16 protein-coding genes are annotated in these 20,877 nt (G+C 57.9%); 5 read left to right on the top strand and 11 right to left on the bottom strand.

The genetic code is table 11. The annotated features are described in order from the left end of the window. The first annotated feature begins 769 nt into the window (after positions 1 to 769). The 5 genes from mycP to ML_RS17135 all read left to right on the top strand — a co-directional run bounded on the left by mycP (position 770) and on the right by ML_RS17135 (position 6,819). Positions 770 to 2,110, top strand: a complete 1,341-nt coding sequence (mycP, locus tag ML_RS00185) for a type VII secretion-associated serine protease mycosin (protein WP_010907482.1) — start codon at positions 770 to 772, stop codon at positions 2,108 to 2,110. Beyond that, positions 2,107 to 3,510 (top strand): type VII secretion protein EccE, encoded by a 1,404-nt coding sequence (gene eccE, locus ML_RS00190; RefSeq protein WP_010907483.1) that lies wholly within the window; start codon positions 2,107 to 2,109, stop codon positions 3,508 to 3,510. Before mycP ends, eccE begins: the two co-directional genes overlap by 4 nt. A gap of 331 nt (positions 3,511 to 3,841) precedes the next feature. Beyond that, positions 3,842 to 4,147 carry a hypothetical protein gene (locus ML_RS00195; RefSeq protein ID WP_041322256.1) on the top strand — a complete coding sequence of 102 codons (306 nt, stop codon included), beginning with the start codon at positions 3,842 to 3,844 and terminating at the stop codon, positions 4,145 to 4,147. 664 nt (positions 4,148 to 4,811) lie between these two features. Continuing rightward, entirely contained in the window at positions 4,812 to 5,153 is a 342-nt protein-coding gene (locus ML_RS00200; protein WP_010907484.1) for a YbaB/EbfC family nucleoid-associated protein, read from the top strand. A 1,531-nt stretch (positions 5,154 to 6,684) separates the two neighbouring features. Then, positions 6,685 to 6,819: a hypothetical protein gene (locus ML_RS17135; protein ID WP_269147045.1), complete on the top strand. Its 135-nt coding sequence runs from the start codon at positions 6,685 to 6,687 to the stop codon at positions 6,817 to 6,819. 263 nt (positions 6,820 to 7,082) lie between these two features. Here ML_RS17135 and ML_RS00205 read toward each other — a convergent pair whose 3' ends face one another. The 11 genes from ML_RS00205 to eccA all read right to left on the bottom strand — a co-directional run bounded on the left by ML_RS00205 (position 7,083) and on the right by eccA (position 20,701). Beyond that, complete coding sequence (locus ML_RS00205; protein ID WP_156511937.1) at positions 7,083 to 7,232, bottom strand: hypothetical protein; 150 nt, start codon at positions 7,230 to 7,232, stop codon at positions 7,083 to 7,085. 645 nt (positions 7,233 to 7,877) lie between these two features. Next, positions 7,878 to 8,036: a hypothetical protein gene (locus tag ML_RS00210; protein ID WP_156511936.1), complete on the bottom strand. Its 159-nt coding sequence runs from the start codon at positions 8,034 to 8,036 to the stop codon at positions 7,878 to 7,880. Positions 8,037 to 8,133: 97 nt separating this feature from the next. Further along, positions 8,134 to 9,672, bottom strand: coding sequence for a type VII secretion integral membrane protein EccD (gene eccD / locus ML_RS00215; protein WP_010907485.1), 1,539 nt, complete (start codon positions 9,670 to 9,672; stop codon positions 8,134 to 8,136). Beyond that, positions 9,669 to 11,429 (bottom strand): MinD/ParA family ATP-binding protein, encoded by a 1,761-nt coding sequence (locus ML_RS00220; protein ID WP_010907486.1) that lies wholly within the window; start codon positions 11,427 to 11,429, stop codon positions 9,669 to 9,671. Before ML_RS00220 ends, eccD begins: the two co-directional genes overlap by 4 nt. A 90-nt stretch (positions 11,430 to 11,519) precedes the next feature. After that, positions 11,520 to 11,807: a WXG100 family type VII secretion target gene (locus ML_RS00225; protein ID WP_010907487.1), complete on the bottom strand. Its 288-nt coding sequence runs from the start codon at positions 11,805 to 11,807 to the stop codon at positions 11,520 to 11,522. Positions 11,808 to 11,833: 26 nt separating this feature from the next. Then, positions 11,834 to 12,136 (bottom strand): WXG100 family type VII secretion target, encoded by a 303-nt coding sequence (locus ML_RS00230; protein WP_010907488.1) that lies wholly within the window; start codon positions 12,134 to 12,136, stop codon positions 11,834 to 11,836. A gap of 178 nt (positions 12,137 to 12,314) precedes the next feature. After that, positions 12,315 to 13,118, bottom strand: coding sequence for a PPE domain-containing protein (locus tag ML_RS00235; RefSeq protein ID WP_197533039.1), 804 nt, complete (start codon positions 13,116 to 13,118; stop codon positions 12,315 to 12,317). Positions 13,119 to 13,432: 314 nt separating this feature from the next. Further along, positions 13,433 to 15,226 (bottom strand): type VII secretion protein EccCb, encoded by a 1,794-nt coding sequence (eccCb, locus tag ML_RS00240; RefSeq protein ID WP_010907490.1) that lies wholly within the window; start codon positions 15,224 to 15,226, stop codon positions 13,433 to 13,435. 73 nt (positions 15,227 to 15,299) lie between these two features. Continuing rightward, a complete protein-coding gene (eccCa, locus tag ML_RS00245) occupies positions 15,300 to 17,534 on the bottom strand; it encodes a type VII secretion protein EccCa (RefSeq protein WP_010907491.1) in 2,235 nt (744 codons plus the stop codon). Then, positions 17,531 to 18,976, bottom strand: a complete 1,446-nt coding sequence (gene eccB, locus ML_RS00250; RefSeq protein ID WP_010907492.1) for a type VII secretion protein EccB — start codon at positions 18,974 to 18,976, stop codon at positions 17,531 to 17,533. The genes eccCa and eccB overlap by 4 nt, the downstream gene beginning before the upstream one ends. A 3-nt stretch (positions 18,977 to 18,979) precedes the next feature. Beyond that, positions 18,980 to 20,701, bottom strand: coding sequence for a type VII secretion AAA-ATPase EccA (eccA, locus tag ML_RS00255; RefSeq protein ID WP_010907493.1), 1,722 nt, complete (start codon positions 20,699 to 20,701; stop codon positions 18,980 to 18,982). Between the last annotated feature and the right edge of the window lie 176 nt (positions 20,702 to 20,877).

Raw genomic sequence — 20,877 nt, forward strand, 5'->3', positions numbered from 1 at the left:
TCACAGCAAGCCCTTCTCGGTGAGATTGGCCAACCACACCGCATCTAGCTTGTCGGTCTTGCTCTGGGCAAGCACATTCTCCACATTCCGGGTGGTGACCAGCTGCACCTACAGTCACGCTACCTTCAGCAGGTAGTACCAGATCCACCAGTAGTCCGTGGTGGACTCTACGGTCACTTTTTCGATACCGGCCTCGATTAGCTGCTAGGCCAGCTCCGCCTATGGTCTTGGTGCATGTTGGGCACGTCTCACACCCGGCTGAACCATCGTTCCCATTTGGTCGATCACTAAAACTCATGTTCGGCGTCAGGAATCTCCCCCGGCCCCGACACCACCGCAAACTTCCGCTTGTACCCGCGTTGTGCTGCTATTTGGCTTGTCGTCCAATTGAATCCATACCACTGCGTCAGTGGTAGATCGTCCGAAGTCCTCATTCAAGAGAAGCAAATTCTGACTGTCATGCTCTAAGCAGCAATACGTGACCCTTCCAGGTCAGATCCCGGCGTCAAGTTTGGCTACAGACTCACTGGACCATAACCAGGTCGGTGGCGAGCAACTCGACCTCATCTTCACACCGACGAGGCGTCCCACAAGAACAACAAAACTTGGCTAAGACCACCGCGGATTACTTAATTGTTTAAGTCTAAAATGCACACCAGTGCGTCACGCAGGCCCAATGTCCGAGCAGATCGTTCTCGAGCAACCACGCGTGACGAGCCACCACACCAGTGCAGCAGCTTAAAAACATGAATGGAATGGAGTAGTCTGGGTGCACCGTATCTTGCTGATGATGGTGGCGTTGGCGTTGCTGTACGCGCCTCCTGCTCTGGCGATCAACCCACCCTCGATTGACCCGGGCGCGGTTCCGCCCGATGTGACGGGGCCTGACCAGCCCACCGAACAGAAGGTGATGTGCTCAGCGCCCACAACGCTGCCGGATTCCAGTTTCCACGATCCGCCCTGGAGTAACATCTACATAGGCGTCAGTGAGGCGCACAAGTTCGCTACCGGGGCTGGGGTGACAGTAGCCGTGATCGACACTGGCGTCGAGGCCTCGCCGCGTGTCCCGGCGGAACCCGGTGGCGACTTTGTCGATCAAGCTGGCAACGGGCTATCCGATTGCGACGCGCATGGAACGCTTACCGCGTCTATCATAGGCGGTCGGCCTGCGCCCACAGACGGATTCATCGGCGTAGCGCCAGATGTGCGTCTGCTCTCGTTACGACAAACCTCAGAGGCCTTTCAGCCGGTCGGCGTGCAACCTAACGCCAATGATCCCAACGCGATACCGGCGGCTGGGTCGATCCGCAGTCTGGCCCGCGCGGTGGTGCACGCCGCTAATCTTGGTGCGAGCGTGATCAATATCAGCGAAACAGCCTGCTACAAAGCAAATAAGCCGCTCGATGAATCGACATTGGGCGCAGCGATCAACTACGCGGTCAACGTCAAGGGTGTGGTGATCATAGTGGCGGCCGGCAACACCGGCGGGGATTGCACGCAGAATCCGATGCCTGACGTATCAATGCCCAACGACCCACGCGGCTGGAGCAAGGTGCAGACAATCGCTACACCAGCGTGGTATGCACCTTTGGTGCTCACCGTCGGTGGTATTGCACAGAACGGGATGCCGAGCCAATTCTCAGTGCACGGACCGTGGGTAAGCGTCGCGGCGCCGACGGAAAACATCACCACGCTAGGCTATAACGGTGAACCGGTGAACGCGTTGCCAGGCGAGGAGGGTCCGGTTGCACTCGCTGGCACTTCGTTTGCCACCGCATATGTCTCAGGTTTGGCCGCCCTGCTGCGACAAAGATTTCCAGACCTGACGCCAGCTCAGATTATCAACCGGATCATCGCCACCGCGCGCCATCCCGGAGGCGGCGTTGACGACATAGTCGGCGCGGGTGTCATCGATGCTGTGGCAGCTCTTACCTGGGATATTACACCGGGGTCCGCGTCGGAACTGTTCAATGTCAGAAGCGTTCCGCCGCCGGTCATTACGCCGGGCCCTGATCGCAACACGATCATGATTGTGGCTCAAGGGATCTTGGGCTTGTCGATAGCGCTGGGACTGGGTGTACTGGTTAGGCGGGCGCTACAACGCCAATGAGGAATCCAGTATGGCTACGTTTCAGCATGGGACGTGCACTGCTCGTCACAGCGTTGGTTCCGCCATGCATCATATTGTTTTTTCACACCCAATACTGGTGGGCCGGCATTGCGTTGGTGGTGTTGGTCGTGATCCTGACCCTGGTCGAATTTTCCGGGCGGTGGCTAAGCGGCTGGTTGATGGCACTCTATTCATTCTTCCGGCGTAGTAGTAAGCCGTTGGACACTCCGTCGGAACCGGTGATCGGTGCCACCGTGAAACCTGCAGATCAAGTTATTATGCGCTGGCAAGATGGGTTCCTGGTCTCGGTCGTCGAACTGATTCCCAGACCATTTACACCGACAGTCATTGTCGATGGAGAAGCGCAGACCGACGACTTGCTGGAGACTCAGCTGTTGGAGCACCTGTTGTCGGTGCACTGTCCGGACTTGGAAGCGGTTGTTGTGTCCGCAGGTTATCGTGTCGGCCACGTTGCGTCACTAGACGTCGTCAACCTGTACCAGCAGGTGATCGGTGCCGACCCGGCGCCCGCGCATCGTCGAACCTGGATCATGCTGCGTGCTGACCCTGTGCGCACCCGCAAGTCCGCACAGCGGCGTGACGCCGGCGTAGCGGGATTGGCCCGGTATCTGATCGCGTCTACGACGCGTATCGCAGATCAGTTGGCTAGCCATGGTGTGGACGCGGTCTGTGGACACAGCTTCGAGAGCGTCGACCACGCTACCGATGTCGGCTTCATGCAGGAGAAGTGGTCGATGATGCGGGGGCAAAACGCGTACAGCGTAGCTTACACTGCGCCCGCTGGTCCGGATGCGTGGTGGTCGGCGCGGGCCGATCACACGATCACCCGGGTCTGGGTGGCTCCTGGGAAGACGCCGCAGGCCACGGTGGTGCTGACGACGCTCGGGAAACCCAAAACGCCATGTGGGTTTTACCGTCTGCACGGTGCCCAGCAGCCGGCATTGCTGGGCCGAAGCTTCGTTGCCTACCAGCATTGCCAGATGCCGATAGGATCAGCGGGTGTACTCGTTGGCGAGACAGTGAACCGGTGTTCGGTTTACATGCCGTTCGACGATGTCGACGTGAGCGTCAGCTTGGGTGACGTCCAGACGTTCACGCAGTTCGTGGTACGTGCGGCGGCTGCAGGTGGCATCGTCACACTCGGACAGCAATTCGAGAAATTCGCTAGGATGATCGGTGGGCAGATCGGGTCGGTGGCGAAGGTGGCGTGGCCTAATGCGACGACCTATCTCGACCCCTACCCCGGCAGCGAGCGGGTGATACTTAAGCATGATATCATTGGCACTCCGCGGCATCGCAAGTTGCCGATCCGCAGGATTTCCCCCCCTGAGGAAGGCCATTACCAGATGGTGCTACCAAAGAGTAGCTACGAACTGTGATAGCGTCCGTTCTTGCAGTGTAGCACGATTTGGGTGTCGATTACGCTACCGATAGGTTATTGCCTGCATGAGATTATGACAGGGTCCCAAAAGAAATTCTTTAAGTGCGGCAACCACGGACATGAGCGACGCTAAATGTCTGTAGTACTAAGGAGGCTGATGAGACATGACACAACCGCAGACGATGACGGCGGAGTAGACTGAGCTCTGGCCAGAGCCGCCGAGGTGTAGTCAGCGCTGACGATAGCACCAAAATTAATGCATTGCCGACGTATGTGCCTCTTTGTATCGCAGTCAACATGGTCCTATAACTCAATTTGAATCCGACAATATGCAGACCTATCTTGTGGCGGGCTATCAGGAGCGGCAGAAGCTGGCGCAGTCTCTGCGGAATGCGGCCAAGGCCTATGAGGTTGATGAGGAGTCAGTGTCGGTCATGAACAACGGCAGTCAAGGTTCTGTGTCGGACCATTCCGCCGGGGCCCGAGGATACGGCACCGGTCACGGCTTCAATGGAGCCACAAAGCGAGTCGTTTTGGGCCGCATGATGCAAACGAGTGTCGCGATGGTTAAGGAAGGGTGGTTTCGTGGTGAAGTCGCATCTCACGGCATGTATGAACTACTCCAAGCTTCCTGATGGACATGGGGCCCGAAGCGAAATACAACATACAATCCGACTACCGAACCATCGGTTTTGTTTTCGTACAACAGCAAGTGCATTCTCGAGACAGTGCAATCATCCAAACTGGCTGCCGCGGCCAAAATCTACCCGCTGCCGGACACTAATCAAAGGATCTGATTCTCAACCATATAATATATATATTGAGGTAATGAACAGTTTCAAGGGACGGTGCCGGCCGGGGCCTCACGCCGCCCATGATGTCCTCCCCGGGGGTCCTAGTGATGACATGGCCAGCTTCTCCACAGGCGTGGAGCTGGACAAGTGCCGGGTATGGTGCGTCGGATTTGCCGGTGGCATCGGGTGTCGGGATGAAGCCGATGCCGTTCAGTGGCGGTGGATTCGTAGGTGTGCCACGATCGAAGCCGAATCTGTCCGCCCCCTTCTTGCTTCTTGATCTTGAGAAGTCCGACATCGCAGGAGTGGGTCGTGGCTGTGCCTTCCATTGACTCCGTGATGGGAAGTGGTGGCATAGGAATGCTTTATGATGGTGGTGGGGACACGGAAATTTTACAACTAAGGGCACTTAGCAAGACGACCAAGCGCTTTCTTTACTCCGTGGACCGGGCGTGGACTGAAACATTATCGGTAATCGCTGCCAAGACAACAAGGAGTCAAAGTAATGGATTTGGATCCAACGCAAGCTCAGACAATGGCTCTGCTGGGGCAATTTCAGTCTGCTCTGGACGAGCAGTGTAACCGAATGACTGACGGAGTGTTCAAGGCTTCGGATCAAGAAAAGACCGTCGAAGTAACGATCAACGGCTATCAGTGGCTCACCGGTATCCGTATCGAAAGTGGCGCTTTGCGGGAGTTTGGCCACGCAGTAGTCGCCGATAGGATCAACGAAGCCTTGCAGAACGCGCAGGGCGTGGCAACCGCTTACAACGAAGTCTCGGGTGAGCAGCTCGCCGCAAGGTTGTCCGCCCTTTCTTGCTCAATCGGCGAACCGCCGCCGACTTAGCGTATATTGTTGCGGCATAAACCCGAAGGACTTGGTGTTCTAGTACCCATTTCACCGACGTTGCTGGTTATTGGTGGACTGACGGCTAGTTAGTAGCCGTGGCAACGTAATGTGGCGCGGTGTCTGTGTGGTCAGCCGACCATTCTTGTCGCTTAGCATGAATTGATGATCAGCCCAGCCAGCCGGGTACTACGCAGCCGGTGGTCCTGCACAGTAATCACTTGGTGCCCAAGGGTAAAGTCCCGTTGTGGGACAGCAGGCGTTTTGATCGTTAAATTGCTGCAGCTAGCTCTCCTTAATGTCAGTTACGCTTGATAAGAATGATCTTGCGGTATCAGAATCGACGAGTGGCCGACAGTGTATTCGGGAAATGATGGCCTTGATCGCTGGTTCAAACTGCGCAGTACACGAGCCAATGCAGCGCACGGATTAATGCCGGACATTCTGGTGCTCGGCGGCCTGACGCTGTGGCGTGGGGCTCGTCTACAGGGCATTGATCGATGTGGCCAGGAAGGTACTGGGAGGTGGATAGAAGACTGGCATTTCGAGGACAACGGGTGATTATGTTGGGCAGATGCCCGATTCAGGTGGGTGTCAGAAGCCAATAAAAATACTTTTCAATGACCGAACACAAGAATTCAATTAAGTTGTGTTGGAAGATTACCGATGTTTTGGAGACTGTCCAGTACAGCTAAAGTTCTAGTCTTAGACAATGGCGTCCTTGGAGGAATCTTTAACGCTTGCAGACTCCGCTAACGGAGCGAATGTCAAGAAATTGATGATGTTGCAGGATTATCTCGCAACGGTGCTTCCCCTGGTAGTAGGATAGACTGGATTAATTGCGCAAACTAATTCGGATATTGATAACAATGTCGACAGGATCCTGGGGAATCATCTTCCAGAGAATGACGTTGAGACGGACTTCGACGAGCGTGCCGTTGCAATTAATGAATGGGGTAACTTGACCACGTGGCCAATGTCAGCGTTGTCTCCGACGCCACCGAGTGGGTCATGGTGGGTATCGAAGAACTGGAAGCCGTCTAACCATGCTTTGAAAAATCTGCCCGAGCAGAAATCACTACCCCAGACATCCCAACGCTGGCAGTCGAGAACCCGGTCACCACACCGAACCTCCCGAGACCAACTCCGGCATTTCATCACAATGTTGATTCCTGGAGTGACCAGTATCCTGGTCACTCCAGGAATCCTCCGGGGTCGATGTTTGACATCCCCGGGACACGACTTTCCCATATGAGACCGGCGAAGACGGACTATACGCTAGCTTCCGATAGGGTAAGTCGATCATAAACCCCAACTTGGGGCGCGAGCAGAGGACACATCAATTGATGTGGTGCCCACCTAAGCCAGTGGCGTAGGTGTACCCGCCGTGCGGTCGGCACTTGCACACCAAACCGCCAAGCACACATCAACGCTTATCGCTCGTAATGTGGCGTCGCGCACGACACGCCTGACAGCGAGTCACCTGATTTGGCGCTCGGCCGTATCGGTTACGGTTTTGACGGTGCGGGTCGTGCGGGACGCCGTGACTGGCGCAGCCACCCTCCGCACTGCTAAGTCTGATCTGGTGGCGTTGGCGCGACGCGTAGTGACTGCGCTAAACGCGCCTTATCGCCCTGGTCTGGGTGACTTTGGATTTTTCGGATAACGACCTGGGTACCACTGACCGAAAGAAAACCGTGGTGGCCTACAGTTACGGGCTGGCCTGTATACGCAACTGGCTGTACTGGCAATACGTCGTCGGGTTGTTTGGCAGCGCCATGTCTGACACGTCCCAGGCCAAAGCCGGCAACAGCCGAGACGATGAATCCGGTTGCCTTGGCCGCCGTAATCGTGAGAATTCTTGTGGCAGAGGCATATTGGAACCTCCTACTAGCCGATAGGGGCGGCGTTGCCGTCTGTACGGTGACGTCATGACCACCGGCTGGAGTAGCCTATCCGCTCGAAGATCAAACTTATGGGGTCGTCGGAGCTAATGTTGGAGTTGGCAGCTGCGGCGGGCTCAGCCCGCTGGTTCCCAGTTTTTCCGGCGCCGGCCTGGCTTACCAGACGCTTAGTCACGATGCTATCCAGCGTGGCCTATATCGGCTCACTGCGGCGCACTCAGTTACTCTTCCAGCGGAGCCGCTCTTCGGGGTCCCTACCGGTGGCAACAGCAACCGACCGGTAGGGACCCGATGTAGCAGTGTTATCCTCGCCGTCCTTCTCGTTTTGCCTATCATTTGCTCCGGCGTTGCTCCGCCTTGAGTGGTGCACTGAAAGCCACCTTGCTGTGCAACTCGAATGGAACTCGGTTTTGCATAATTATGGCGATATCTGTTGAACCATTTGATTGGTCTGCGGGGCAATCTAAGTTTAGTTGCGGTGTGGTGGCAAAGAGTTCGTCGGGGCCAGTTCGGACAAGTTGTGTTGAAGCTGACCTCTCATAAAGAGGTCAGCCATCTGATCTAACTCTGGCGAGAATTCTGATAATAGCGACAAAACTATCGCCCCCCATACCTCCTCTGCCGGACTGACTTGTTGGGTCTAATGCCGTACTGGCTCCAACCGCGGCGCCAGCCGATCCGAAGAGAAATTACTTCAACTCGTCGCCCAGCGCCTGATTTGCTTTCGTATATACATCCGCTGCAGCGGATATGTTGGACACTATCTTGGTAAGGGGAGCAGCTGTTAACCGTAGGCAAGTCGTCGTCGACCACCAGTGATTCAATCCCAATCCTGGGCATCGTGGTGTTGATCGCGGACGCCAGTCGAATCGGTTCCGGTCGCTATGATCGGCGACGGAGGCACCGGGAACACCAGGTTGCCTGGTTTGGCCCTTGCTGCATCCAGGCCGGAAGGAGCGATAGCCAATGGTGCAGACATCGCCGGGCATGCTCTGGGTTGCACTTGAGGAAATTTACCGGACTTGGCACCACTGAATTGCCGCACTCTCGCCAATATCGCAATACTACGGTCACCGCTAAAAGCTTAGGTTGCGGACCATATCGTAAACGCCGGCGATCCACAACAGCAGCGGAATGATGGATGCGACCACCGCGCCGTCGATCAATTCCATAATCCGCTTCGTCACCGGTGAAACACGACGAACCCTGACCGTTGCTCCAAATACCATCAGTGCAATAATGGCTGCCACCAGGTAGCTGGTCAGCAATAGCCAGGCAATCTGCGTGTACCAGATACATAGCTTGACGGTCAACCCGGTCGGAATCACAACGGCGGCTGCCAGTAGCGCCCATGCGCACCAACGCTCGGCGTAGAGTCGCGACCGAAACGTGCACACCACCGTTAGCAGAAACGCCACCACTAAGCTATGTGCGAAGAAGTGTCCGCGCACGATCACCGCGATAGCACCGGAACACAAAATTAGGGTGCCGGATATGACGTAACCGATCAGCAACCGTTTGGCCAAGGAGCTGCGTTCGGTAAGCCGCACCGCGGAGTCAGGCACGGAAGCGATGATGGCCTGCCAGGTTGGCGTCTCTTCATGAGTAGCCTCGTGCGGAGTGACAACGGGATCAAGCAATTCTTCGTTGTCTACGGTCTCGCCGGGAACGGGTATCGGTGGTAGAGCGATCCGGGCGACGGCAACGGTCAGCTTGGCTGCGTTCGTCACGATGAACAGCCCGAAGGCAACTGCCCCGGTCGGCACCCAGTGCTGGTAGCCAAAGCCGTACGCAATGGCGATCACCACGATCGCGATCGTGGTGATCGCGGTGAACGAGGCGTAGCCAGAATGCCGTCGGGCGCCTCCCCGGGTCAGCAGGGTTAAAAACAGGACAGCCGCCGCAGCAGCAGCAACCTGCGGCGGCCCCAACGAGTCGACCCCATTTGGTAGCGGGGTGACCAACGCCGCGGCACTGGCGATCAGCGGGTACGAAGTGAGCAGCAGGCTCTCAGAAAGATCCAGATTTTTGTAGAATTTTTCGGCGACGATGCTGCCGGTCAGCGCAACGATGCTCAGGATGCCGATCGCCAGCGACCAGAATGGGCTGCGCCCGGTTACCCACCAGGCCCACACCGCGACGGCAGTGATCGGCAGGCTCAAGACGGGGATTGCCACCCCGATAAAACGGTCCACCGCCTTGCGATTGAACTCTGGCGATTCGTTGAGCACTGCGATCGCGTCGATGACGTCTTCGACCAGCGGCCGATACCGTTCTGTGCGACTCGTTGACACCAGGGTCAACAGCGACCCGTCGACAACCCCGGCATCATCGAGCGACTGGTCGAGTTTCATGGGTGGCGATCCGGGCCGGGCAAATGTCCACACACCCTGGGCGGAAAAGTCGAAGCCCGCCAGGACATCCGCCGGTGCGTCTTCGAGCAGGTCGGATAGCACCGCTACGGTTTCATCAATGTAGGCCTCGATCGACACCGTCGAGGGCAGCACCAGGTCGGTCATACGTTTGCCAGTAAGAATCGTCACCCGGGTCGCGGAAGGTCGCGCAGGAGTGATCCCGGCAGTGGCCGGGCCAGCAGTTACAGCAGGCGCGCTCAATGACGTCCAGCTCTCTCAAAATCGTCGGACAGTGCTGCGGCCAGTTCGAGGATCCGGCGCCGGTAGAGGGGGTCGAGCCGGTCGAGTCGAATTTCGGTTCCGGCTGCGATGTGCTTGTCCCAAGGCAGTACCACAACCCGGCCGGGTTGAATTTGTTGTTCGAATTGTTGCACTAAATCTTTGCTAGCGATGTTGGGCTCTTTCGGCATGACGTGGTTAATCACCACACATGCACGACTCAATAAGTCTTGATAACCGTTATGGCGTAGCCAGTCCAAGGCAATCGCAGCTTGCCGGGCGGCGTCGACCGACGTGCTGGTAACGATCACCACCCCGGACGCTGTCGAGAGCACACCGCGGGTGACCGGGTCGAACAAACCGACCCCGCAGTCGGCCAACATTACATTGTAGTACTTTGATACTGTCGCGGCAGCGAAATTCCAGTCCTCTCCGCTCAGGGCGTGTTGGGCTGTGCTGTATTCCGCTGCGGGGAGAACTTCAAGATTGACTGCATTTACGCTGGTGTGCGTGCGGATATCGTTGTAGGACTTCACATCTTTGTCTGCCAGCAGATCAGCGATGTTTGCTTCCGAAAAACGTCCCGCTCGGTCGGCGAGGTTTCCGCAGCTGGTATCTGCGTCAACTACCAGAATCCGGTCGTTACGCACCCGAGCGAACATCGAGCCCAAAGTAACCGTCACGGTCGTCTTACCGGCCCCGCCTTTGAGGCCCAAGATCCCGATCTGATACGAACCGCGGGGCGGTCGACGTACCCGCGTGCGCAAATCCAGCTCGTAGCGCTCGTCTGGTGACAGGCCCAGGTTTATCCGCGTCACGGTATGGACCCAATGCCGCCACCCTCGTTTAGCCACCACCTTGCTCGGCTTTTTGGCCCCGGTGCTCCGTCCTGTCTGCACGCCGATTGCGGATGTCGCAGTCGAATCGTGCAGTGCGGTACGGTGACTTACCAGGCCATCAGGTCTGGTAAGATGTTGTGTCGGAGCCGGCTCTGCTGCGGCGTGGGGCGCCTGCCGCAGTTCAGCTGTCCTCGCGCGCGGCGCGATCATAGGCTCAGTTGCTGATGCCGGGTTGGCCTGTTGGGTTTCGTCGCGATGGTGGTGACCCCGGCGAGCGTGTCGTGAATGTTGGTTCGCAGATGGACGCGGCGCTTCAGGCGGACTGCTCATTGGCCTCGGAAGCAAAGATGGTTTGGGTGTAGCCGGAGGCTGTGCTTCGAATTCAGCAAGAGAAGGTTCAGGCGAGGTGACCGGCGTTCGCTGGGATCCGTCGATTGGCGTCATCGGCATTGGCGTTGCAGGTTTGGCCGGGGAAGGCTCGTTGATCGGTATCGGGACCGATGGGGGCTCGGCTTTAGCAAATTGATGTTCGGGTGCCTCCGCGGGTGGCCATTGCGGAGGTTCGCTGATTGGCATTAACGATGCTGCTGGCGAACGGGGAGGGGCGCTAACTGGCATAGGGGCCCGCGGAGATTCGGATGAGGCCGGCGGGGGTTGCACCGAGCTGCCGATGGGCATCGGGGGCAGAGGAGATTTGGATGCAGCCGGGGGGTTCGGCGGCAGCTGCTCTGACCAATCCGGCATTGGGGACGCAACTTCACCATTGGGCGTCGTAGTACAGGTTGGTATGATGGGTGGCGGATATAGTGGAGCATCGTCGAATAACTGCTCCGCTGCCTGATCTGGCGATGCGTAGGCACCATCGTCAAGCCGAAAGAGTTTGTCATAATCGGCCGCCATGAGAGCCTTTCAGATGTGTGGTCCAGTACACACGAGAAAAGGGCGAGATCCCTTGAAGTAGAGCCCGCCCCGATCTCGTGCGTGGGTATTCTACCCGGTGAACATACTCATGACGCCTGCCTCGGTCTGTTGCATCGTTTCAGCCGAGTGATTGATTGCTTGCACCAGGTCGCCCAGTGCATGGTTTATTCCCTCGGTGTTCTGGTTGAAACGTCGTTGGACTGACGAATAGGACTCGTTACCGGAACCATGCCACGAGCTCTGCAGCTTTGTGAGCGATTCTTGGCATTGCTCGAGCAACGCATCGATTCTGCTCTGGCTTCCTTGCAGTTCGTTGACGGCACCCTGTAGGGCAGGAAAGTGCCACGCCTGTATCATCTCATGCTCCGTTCTTGGTGATTGGATCAGAAGTTCATCTTCGAGGACAACAATTGGTTTGCTTCATCGTCGGTCTTGGTGTAGTTGCCGCCGGACCGGTTCAGCTTATCGACGATGCTTTCCAGCTGTCTGATCTGGTCTTGCATGGCTTCGTCGAAGCGCCCCAACGCACCAAGGGCTGCCGAGGCGGCCTGGCCCTCCCAGGTGTTCTGAAAGCTCTGTCCGATGCTGTCAACAAAGTTCCGTTCTTGGCTGAGGCCGGACGCAATTTGATCGAACTGTGCTGCCTGCTGGGTGAGGATCGCGGCCTCGGTGATCATTTCTGCCATGTTGGTTCTACTCTCTTTCTTGCTGTTACTCGCCAGATGCTGGCAAGTCTTTCCGGCCCGGGCGCCGGGAAGTTTGTGATTTTGGGTGTTCACCAGTTGTGCTGGTCGTCATCCCAGTCCTCTCAATCGTTCTCGTTGGGCATCCCGAACTGTTGTGCTGGTGGCTTACCAGAGCTGTTCAGGTCGTTCCACCGTCTTGGGCGTTGTGCCCCGGAGAGCCTGCCGCCCACGGGGGCAGCATCACCCGTTGCCGAGGCTCCGGCGCAATCGACTTATCGATCAACTGGAACTGGGTCATCAGCGGTGTCCACGCCAACGACCCGCTCGCACTGGGCAGCGACTCCGCGCACAGCAGTCTTGTGTCGGTGGTTGTGCCCGTTATACCGACCAAAGGATGGCTGGATAGTGTACTGGCACCAAAAAGACCAATGCGATGGGCGCTTTCCGTGTCGCCGCGTTGGGCACTCGTGTAAACGCCAGTGCTATCTATAGAGGTGAAGAGTGACTTCACCTGCTGCATCGGGCGAGCAAGCTCCGCGACCTGCCCAACCGTTTGCTGCAGCACCTGGGTTGAAGGCAGGGCAGCGGAAAATCCGGATATCATCTGCGTGAATTGGTTCACCTGGGACGTTAGGGCTGATGGCGGGGAGTAGCTCGACGGATTAAGGATCGCGGCCATTGGCTCAAGCTTTTGGAAAGCCGTGTTCAGCAGGGTTTCCGCCTGGTAGGAGTTCATTGCTAAGGCGGTCTGGGTTCGCATGCAAATGAAATCGCCCGCTTCCGTAAAGGCGATTGGCGCCATATTGATGCCAAAGAAGTTGATGGTGGCAAGGATTGCCTGGGTGATGTGGTTTTCGGTAATCACGGCCATTCCCGGCGTGCTTGCCATTGCTTGCCTGTGCGCTTCGGCCTGCGTGGTTGTCTGCTCTGCAGCGGATTGCAGCCAGGTAATCATGGGCTTGGCAGCCGCAATCGGCGCCACCGCTGCTTGCTCTGGTTCACACTTCGCTGAGGGAGCTGGGGTGTGCCAATAATTCGGCGGACACTCGCTCGGGACTGATGCGGGCCACAACATCGGCCAAGTCATGTTGTCAGCTCCCTACTGTCTGCAATGTATTGATGTTTTGTCGGGTCAAACTGCGACACCGCAACCATGTCAGCGCGACTGTTGACTCGCGAATAGACATGAGCGACATGGAATGTATCTCCCCGAAAAAACAGTCCAATAGTTCGCCGTGTCCCCGTTTTGGTGTGGTTGTCGGTGGCCAGTTTCCTCCGTTGGGTAATGAAATTATCTTAACTGCTTGCTGGTGGTACTGCGAACACTTCTTTTGGAGGATCGACTTCTGGAGGATCGACGTAGACCGCCTGGATAACCTCTTTGGCCTCCGGTGAGACCATAAATGCCTGGCCAGGAGGCCGTCGCTTGACCTTGATCTCGGAGGAGGGGAATTCCTGCTTGTCACCAGAAAGGAAGATGGTCGGAGCTCCCGCCCCGAATGCACTGCCGACGAACTTGTCCATAGTTGCTTTGTATGCCTGGCTCATCAAACAGGTGACAAGAATATGCAACCCGATATCCGGAGCCGCTGGCAATAACGGGGCGAGTGGGCCCATGGGCGGTGCACTGCCGGCCGCGCTGACGATCATGTGCCAATCGTCGACTAGCAGCACCACATCAAATCCGCTCCACCACGATCGCGACCGCACCTGTGCGGTTGTCAGGTCAGCCGGTGGCAACCTTTTCTTCAGGTTAGTCGTCAGGGCTCGGATGGCCTCGTCCAAGCTTGCACTGTTGCGGTTGATCGCACCCGCGTCGAGTAGGTGGCTGTCCGGTACTGCGTCCAGCAAACTCGACCTGTAGTCGGCGAGCATGAACCGCACTTGTTTCGGACTGTTCCGAGCACAGATGGCTCGCGCGATCGCATGCACGATGCGTGTCTTACCCGATTTGGAGTTCCCGAAGATCAGTAAGTGCGGATTCGAACTCATGTGAGCGTAGGCCACCGACAGATCGGTTTCGCGTACTCCGACAGGAATCGTCCAGCGGGTGCGGTAGTCGGAATCCGGTCCGGGCGGGTTCGGGTCGATCTCTTGCAGGTATACTTGCGACGGCAGAACCCGAACCCTGGGTGCTTGTTCAGTGGTTTTAGCTGCGATTTGCGCCACCCCGGCTGTCATCGCGTCCACCAGGTCGTCGGCGCTGTGCGCGCCGTCGAACCTAGGCACCCCCATCATCAGGTGGTGCTTCTCAACCGAAATGGCTCGGCCCGGACGATTTGCCGGGATATCCCGAGCAATGCGGTCGATCTGAGTGTCGTTGACGTCGCCGAGTCGGAATTCGATCTTGGTGCCCAAGTAGTCACGAACGCGCGACCGCAGTTCTGTCCAGCGTGGTGTGGTGATCACCGTGTGGACGCCGAACGAAAGCCCCTGTGCGGCTAGATCCTGGACCGCCGCTTCGAGGTCGGGAAACTCACTGGTAAATGCTGACCAACCGTCGATGATTAGAAATACATCGCCGAACGGGTCGGCCGCGACGGGATGGCTGCGGTTCGTGCGCAGTTGCCGATACGCTGCCATCGAGCCGACCCGGTTTTCTTTGAAGGTGATTTCTCGTTGACGCATAACGGCTTGCGCCTCGGCGATCACTCGGTTAATTCGGTCGGGCTCTGATCGGTTCGCTACCCCGCCGACGTGCGGCAGGTTTTCCAGGTAGATCAGCCCGCCACCACCGAGATCGATGCAGTAGAACTGGACGTCCCGCGGTGAGTGCGTGGCAGCCGCTGACATCACCATGGTCTGCAGAAGGGTTGTCTTCCCGGTTTGCGGCGCGCCCCCGATGCCAATGTTGCCGCCCGCCCCGGAAAGATCAACGCCCCAGATGTCCTGGCGGTGCCGCCGCGGCTCATCCATGATGCCCAACGCAAAGTGCAGCGGATGTCTGTTGCTGTCACGCTCTATGAGTTCATTCAGTGGTAACGGATCGAGCAGCGGTGGCAACCACATCTTGTATGCAAGGGATTCACCGGTGCCGAGTTGCTCGAGTACTACCTCGCGAAGCGCGCGTACTTCCGGTTCGGCAGTCATTGGCGCCGTTACTCCCCCATCGCTTCGCCTACCGCAAACAGGTGGTGCCCCACTGCATCGTAGCTAGCGTGGATCATGACGTTGTCGTCGATTCGAGGATTGGAGCGGCGGTGAATTCGTAGATATGCACCTTTTTCCGGCTAGCCCACGGACTGGACGGACTACTGTCACCGTTGGTTTCCGTTGCGATCGCCGGAACGAAGGGGATACCGGTGTACAGGGAACTGAACTTGACGGGGTCCTCCATGCCAATCCGGAGAAATCCGACGCCGCTTTCCTTGTTGGTGATGTACTGCGCTTCTGGGGTTCCGATCACCGCCTTGGACTCTGCCGAGCTGGTGGTGCGCAGCGCGATGCGGTAGGTCAGGTTGGGTTCTAGTTTGTCGATGCGCACCCCGCCAGTTTGCAGCGACTGGGTGGCCAGCAACAGATGCACGCGTAGTGACCTCCCGACGCGGCAAATCCGGTCGAACAGTCCGATGAAGTCGGGGTGACTTTGCAGCAACTCGGCGAACTCGTCTACGACGACGAAAAGTGTTGGTAGCGGTGCTAGGTTGGCGCCTCGCTCCCGGTACTTCTCGTATTCGGCCACCCCGGAGAGCGCGCCAGCCGCGCCGACTAGGGTGCCGGCTTGTCGAAGGATGTTCTGGCGTCGGTCAAGTTCGCCGGTCAACACTTCACCCATTCGGCTTACCAGTTCGGCTTCCTCGGCCATGTTTGTGACGACAGCAGCGGTGTGTGGAAGCTTCTCCATTCCCAGGAATGTAGAACCGCCTTTGAAGTCGGTAAGCAAGAGGTTCACCTGGTTCGGGTGTGTCATTGCGACCAATGACAAGATCAGGGTACGAAGGAATTCAGATTTTCCTGATCCCGTGGTCCCGATCAGCATGCCGTGCGGTCCGCCGCCGAACTCGGCGCCTTCCTTGATATCCAGGTACATGATATTGCCGGTCTTGAATTCGTGCCCAAAAGGGATCTTGAGGCGGTCCCGGTCATTGTCGGTATACATCCGCCAGCGGCTCGGTAGCACCTCTTCGACAGTGTTGGCACCAACTAGCTGGTGCCATTCGGTCGCCACTTTCTTCTGTACGCGCGACGTTTTATCGAGGATGGTGCCGGTGATCGACCATCCGGCTAACTTCCGAGCGATACGGGTGGCTTCTGCCTTAGAGAGGTGGTCGACGGTCGAAGTCACTTGACGGAAACTTTGGCCAGGCAATCGGTCGTCGGCGGTCCCGTTCTTGTTGACTCTAATGCGGTAGGTCGAGCTGCGGTGATTGCCGAGCGTGATCACTGTGACACCAGCTCTGCCGTCGGGCGGGAAACCCGCCTTGCCACCGGTCAGATCCACGAGGATGACGTAGGGGCCACCGGGCAGCGAATCGGGTGCATGCGGACCGCGCGACATCAGATCGGCCAGACTGTCACTGCGGGTGAAGATCATTCGGGCCGCCCCGGCGGCGTCGGTTTCCGTCGGGTGCTGAATGTGCGGCAGCCATTTCAGCCAGGACCAGTTGGGATCGTCGGGTTTCTCGGTGAGAACCCGAATTTGCAGCAGGTCCGGCGGATGGAACACGGCCAGGTGACAGATCATCGCGGTCAGTAATCCGCCCGCCCCAGCCGTGTCTCCGCCGACAGCGATTGTCGGAAATGTACGCATTTGCAGCAGTTTCGGGCAGTCGTGCACCAGCCCGTGGGTCCGCAAAAATTTGACTACCCACATGTGGCTGACCGGTTCCAGGAACGGCTGAGGCGCTGCACCGCTCGCTGTCAGTTCCCCGCCGACGGCTGGTTTCAGCAATCGATCCACAGCGGGTTGGTCGCCGACACCGATGCGGGTAGCTGCGTAGAAGTCGGCGTTCGCTGGCCGGGACCACTGCCGCTGTGTGCCTACGATCGACAGCAGATCTTGGGGGTGGGGCGCGTGATAACTGAAGAACGCCACCTGCGAAGCGGCCGAGGATGTCACCCGAGCGCGTAGTCCGGCCAGATAGCGCAAGTATTCCTTACGGTCGGCGTTGATCTCAGGAACCTTTTTACCACCACCCCCCCCACCACTGCCGCCGGCCATCATCATGACCATCATGATTGGCATCATCAGCATGTACGGCGAGAGTTGCTTGGTGCCGCCAAGCACCATGATCGCGATCATGCCGACTATGCAACCGACCATCACATAGGGAAGAATCTTCTGTATACCCGATGGTGGGATCTCAAGACCGAGGTCATCGGGCGGCGTGATGTTGATCTCGCCCGGTGTCAATCGCGGTCCGCGGGTGATAGTCGGGGTGAACTTTTTCGTCGTCATGGCCTCACTCCAGAGTAGCCGGCTGGTACTTTCCGTGGGCTTGGGTCCGCGATCAGCGTATCGTGCTCTAACAGAGCTGCGTCTCTGGAGAGCACAGGCCCCTCCACCAGAAGACGAACGATCACCCAGGGCGCTGTCTGCGGTGAAGCGAGGCCCAGCGCCTTCACCGCCTCCGAGTTCGCCAGGCCGTAACGTACTCCCTCCGGATCAACGTAGTACAGGGATTCACTGTACCGGGGGTCTGGAGACTGTAGCGCCACGTATCTGCCACCATCAATATAGACGGTTGCTGTCCCACGGATCTGTTTTATACCTGTGCTCATGGCTGACGGCTGTAGTGGCAGATGCTGACCAATCAACATGGTTCTCTTCGGCGCCTGATCACTGGCTTTGCGTTCCCATGCCCAACACAGCGTTGGGTAGTCGTCCCGGGCCACCATCTTGAGTGGTTCATCGGGCAGTGGCGAGTCGTAGACCCGTTCGGGAATCTGGACGACCACGTTTGGTACCAGTGATGGAGGCGCTACCAGTCCATGCGACTGGGTAGCGCGCAACGCATCAGCGGTGGTGGCATTCACCTGGGCGATGCCGTCGGAGAGTACCACGTAGTACTGTGGGCTCTTTTCCATTTGGATTTGGAACACCGACCCAATTACGAGGTCTGGGGATAACCCCAGCGAATTAGGTGCTCCAGTGTCAGGAATCGTCGGCAGCTCCCACCTGCCGACGTCGGGTAGTGCGTTGAACAGGCCCTCAGAGAGTGGGGTTGGCTTAACGTTTACCGATATTCCTATGGCCGAGGTTAGGGCCCGGTCGGCCAGATCGATGGAGTGCCGCCCTTTTGAGTTAACTAGCCACGTTTTGTCCCGGTATGACGCCAGTAGCGCTTCGTTCGGTTGCAATGGATTTATCGCAGGGTCGATCTGTAGTGATCGAGCTATAACCGAAGTCTGCACCGCCGGCGATTCGCTCTCGATCTTGGCGACGGTGTCGCACAAGGTCCAGGTTGACGAGGAATCCCCTGAAACAGGCGTGGCGTAGGGTGCACCAGGGATTCCGATGGTCTGACCTATAGGCAGCTTGGTCAATTCGCTGGACTTCACGGCAGCTGGGTTAGCCGGTTTGCCCAGCGCCAGTCGCGCCGAGGTCAAGTTGTACACTGGATACAGATGCCCGGACAAGAGCACGTAGAGCTGATTGGTTGCCCGATCGGTCAGAAGGGTGCTGGCACCTAGCTTGCCCTGTGGTTTGAAGTACGCCAGCAGGACGGCGCCTATCAGGAGCGCAACCGCAACAACGATGCCAAGGGCGATCGAGCGACTGTAGAACTGCAGCGGGTCGTCGAACATCCGAGTGTCGCGCCGCACGATGGCATGCTCAACCCTGCGAAGCAGGAAGCGCCAGCCGCTGACCTGAACCTTGGTGGTCAGGCGAAGCCCCATGGTTCACTCTCTTATGTTGAGGTGTGCGTGCACCGTGGCGATCGCCTCGGCCATGTCTGAGCCGTTGATCTCCTGCAGTCGGTCCACATCCAGTTGCTCGATGTCGACACCCCGAGCCAGCCGCATGTCACGACACTGTTCAGCGGCTTCCACCAATTGTCGCGCGTAGCGACCGTTGCCGGCAACGTCGAGGGCGGGTCTGCCGCGCAAAGTCCGCTGGGCTAACTGCTTAGCCGCTTCCAGCAGATTCTTGCTCGCTTCTGCACTCAACGATGAATCGGCATCAGTTGCAATGACTTTCGCGATTTCGAGAAGCTCATCAGGGGAATAGGTATCGAATTCGATTCGAGTCGCGAAGCGCGATCGCAGACCTTCGTTGGTTTCCAGAAGCCGATCGATATCGGAGCTGTAGCCGGCGATGATCACCACCAGTCGATCGCGGTCGTTTTCCATCCGCGCCAGCAGGGTGTCCAGCGCCTCTTGTCCGAACGGATCGGTGCGCCCGTCCCGTTCCTGCACCAGTGCGTAGGCTTCGTCGATGAATAACACGCCGCCGAGGGCAAGATCGATTGTCTTGGCGGCTTTGACTGCTGACTGTCCTTCGTATTCGGCGACGAAATCTTTGCGTGACGTTTCGACCAGCTTTGGTTCCGAGATGACACCCAATCCGGCCAGAATATTGGCCACCACCCGCGCGATAGTAGTCTTGCCGGTACCGGGTGGCCCAGTGAAAATCATGTGTTTGCTTGGCTGCGCCACTTTCATGCCTTTGGCAGCGCGAACCTTCGCCATCATCGTTGCGGCCCGGTACCTCTCTATCTGGGTTTTAACCCTGGTGAGCCCAATCTGCCTGTCCAGCTCGGCCTGCGCCTGGGTGAGCAGTCTGTCTCGATCGGAGTTGTCGGTAACCACACTGCTCGGATCCCACGGGTCCGCGCGGGCGGCGATCTGTTCGGCAGTCGTTGTCGTCAGGCGATAGGACGGATCCTTTAGCGCCGCAGACACTTTACTTTCCGGGTGGGTGGTCTGCAACCATTCCAGCAGCGCCACCGCAGCGTCTTCATTGCCCTGGCTGCGCCGTGCCATTGCTAGATACCAAGCGATGGAGCGTGCACACGCTTCGCCGGCCGGGGAGTCATTCGCCTCGGTAAGTCGACGTTCGGCCTCGGTGAACAAACCGAGGTTGGCAGCTGCTACTCCATGTGCGACGCCAGCGGCGCCAGCTAGGAACTTGTCCGGCCATTTCCCGGCACCCTTGACTTCGTCGATCACGTCGGTCCATCGTTCGGCTGCGCCGTAGACCACCGCCTTGAGCCAGGCCACTAGATGTTCGGAGCCGGTGATCGAAGTGGCATCAATCGCTTCCATAGCGTCGGCGAAGTTACCTTGAGCCGCTTCGCACGCGGCGAAACCCATAGTGATAGCTAGCGGAGAAGTGACCGGGTAAGTGATGTCGCCGTATAGCCCTCCGATGGGAACTCTGGCGTTGAGGGTGGTCATCGGGATCTGGACAGATCCCGACAACTGCCCGAAGTTCCTTCGCGAATACCAGGCACGAAACAGTGTCACTCGGTCGGTGTCGCCGCAGCGGATCCGGCCGATCCATGCGTCGCAGGCAGTCTCGTCGTAATTCGTGATTTCGGTGAACAGCTCAAACGATCGCGCCTCCGACATGGGCAACATGCTGGCGGCGCTTTCGAATAGGCTGCCCAGGCGATCAATCATTTTTGCCGAAGTATATTGTTGGAGAACATTTCTGCTTCTGCAGCAGCCTGTTCCGACGTGGGCAAATTTAGGGTCAGCCCTACTAGTTCACATCTGGCGGTTGTGTTTTCTCCGCCGCCTTGGAGGCTGTCGAGTATGCAAGTGCCCTGGGAGGTTCGCGCCTTCTGCCGAGCCAA

This window comes from Mycobacterium leprae TN (genome assembly GCF_000195855.1).
Lineage (GTDB): Bacteria > Actinomycetota > Actinomycetes > Mycobacteriales > Mycobacteriaceae > Mycobacterium > Mycobacterium leprae.

Coding starts and splice junctions, on each gene's coding strand:
- eccE (WP_010907483.1), top strand. CDS start 2,107: ATGAGGAATCCAGTATGGCTACGTTTCAGCATGGGACGTGCACTGCTC.
- ML_RS00195 (WP_041322256.1), top strand. CDS start 3,842: ATGCAGACCTATCTTGTGGCGGGCTATCAGGAGCGGCAGAAGCTGGCG.
- ML_RS00200 (WP_010907484.1), top strand. CDS start 4,812: ATGGATTTGGATCCAACGCAAGCTCAGACAATGGCTCTGCTGGGGCAA.
- ML_RS00210 (WP_156511936.1), bottom strand. CDS start 8,036: ATGTCTGCACCATTGGCTATCGCTCCTTCCGGCCTGGATGCAGCAAGG.
- ML_RS00220 (WP_010907486.1), bottom strand. CDS start 11,429: ATGGCGGCCGATTATGACAAACTCTTTCGGCTTGACGATGGTGCCTAC.
- ML_RS00225 (WP_010907487.1), bottom strand. CDS start 11,807: ATGATACAGGCGTGGCACTTTCCTGCCCTACAGGGTGCCGTCAACGAA.
- ML_RS00230 (WP_010907488.1), bottom strand. CDS start 12,136: ATGGCAGAAATGATCACCGAGGCCGCGATCCTCACCCAGCAGGCAGCA.
- eccCb (WP_010907490.1), bottom strand. CDS start 15,226: ATGACTGCCGAACCGGAAGTACGCGCGCTTCGCGAGGTAGTACTCGAG.
- eccCa (WP_010907491.1), bottom strand. CDS start 17,534: ATGACGACGAAAAAGTTCACCCCGACTATCACCCGCGGACCGCGATTG.
- eccB (WP_010907492.1), bottom strand. CDS start 18,976: ATGGGGCTTCGCCTGACCACCAAGGTTCAGGTCAGCGGCTGGCGCTTC.
- eccA (WP_010907493.1), bottom strand. CDS start 20,701: ATGATTGATCGCCTGGGCAGCCTATTCGAAAGCGCCGCCAGCATGTTG.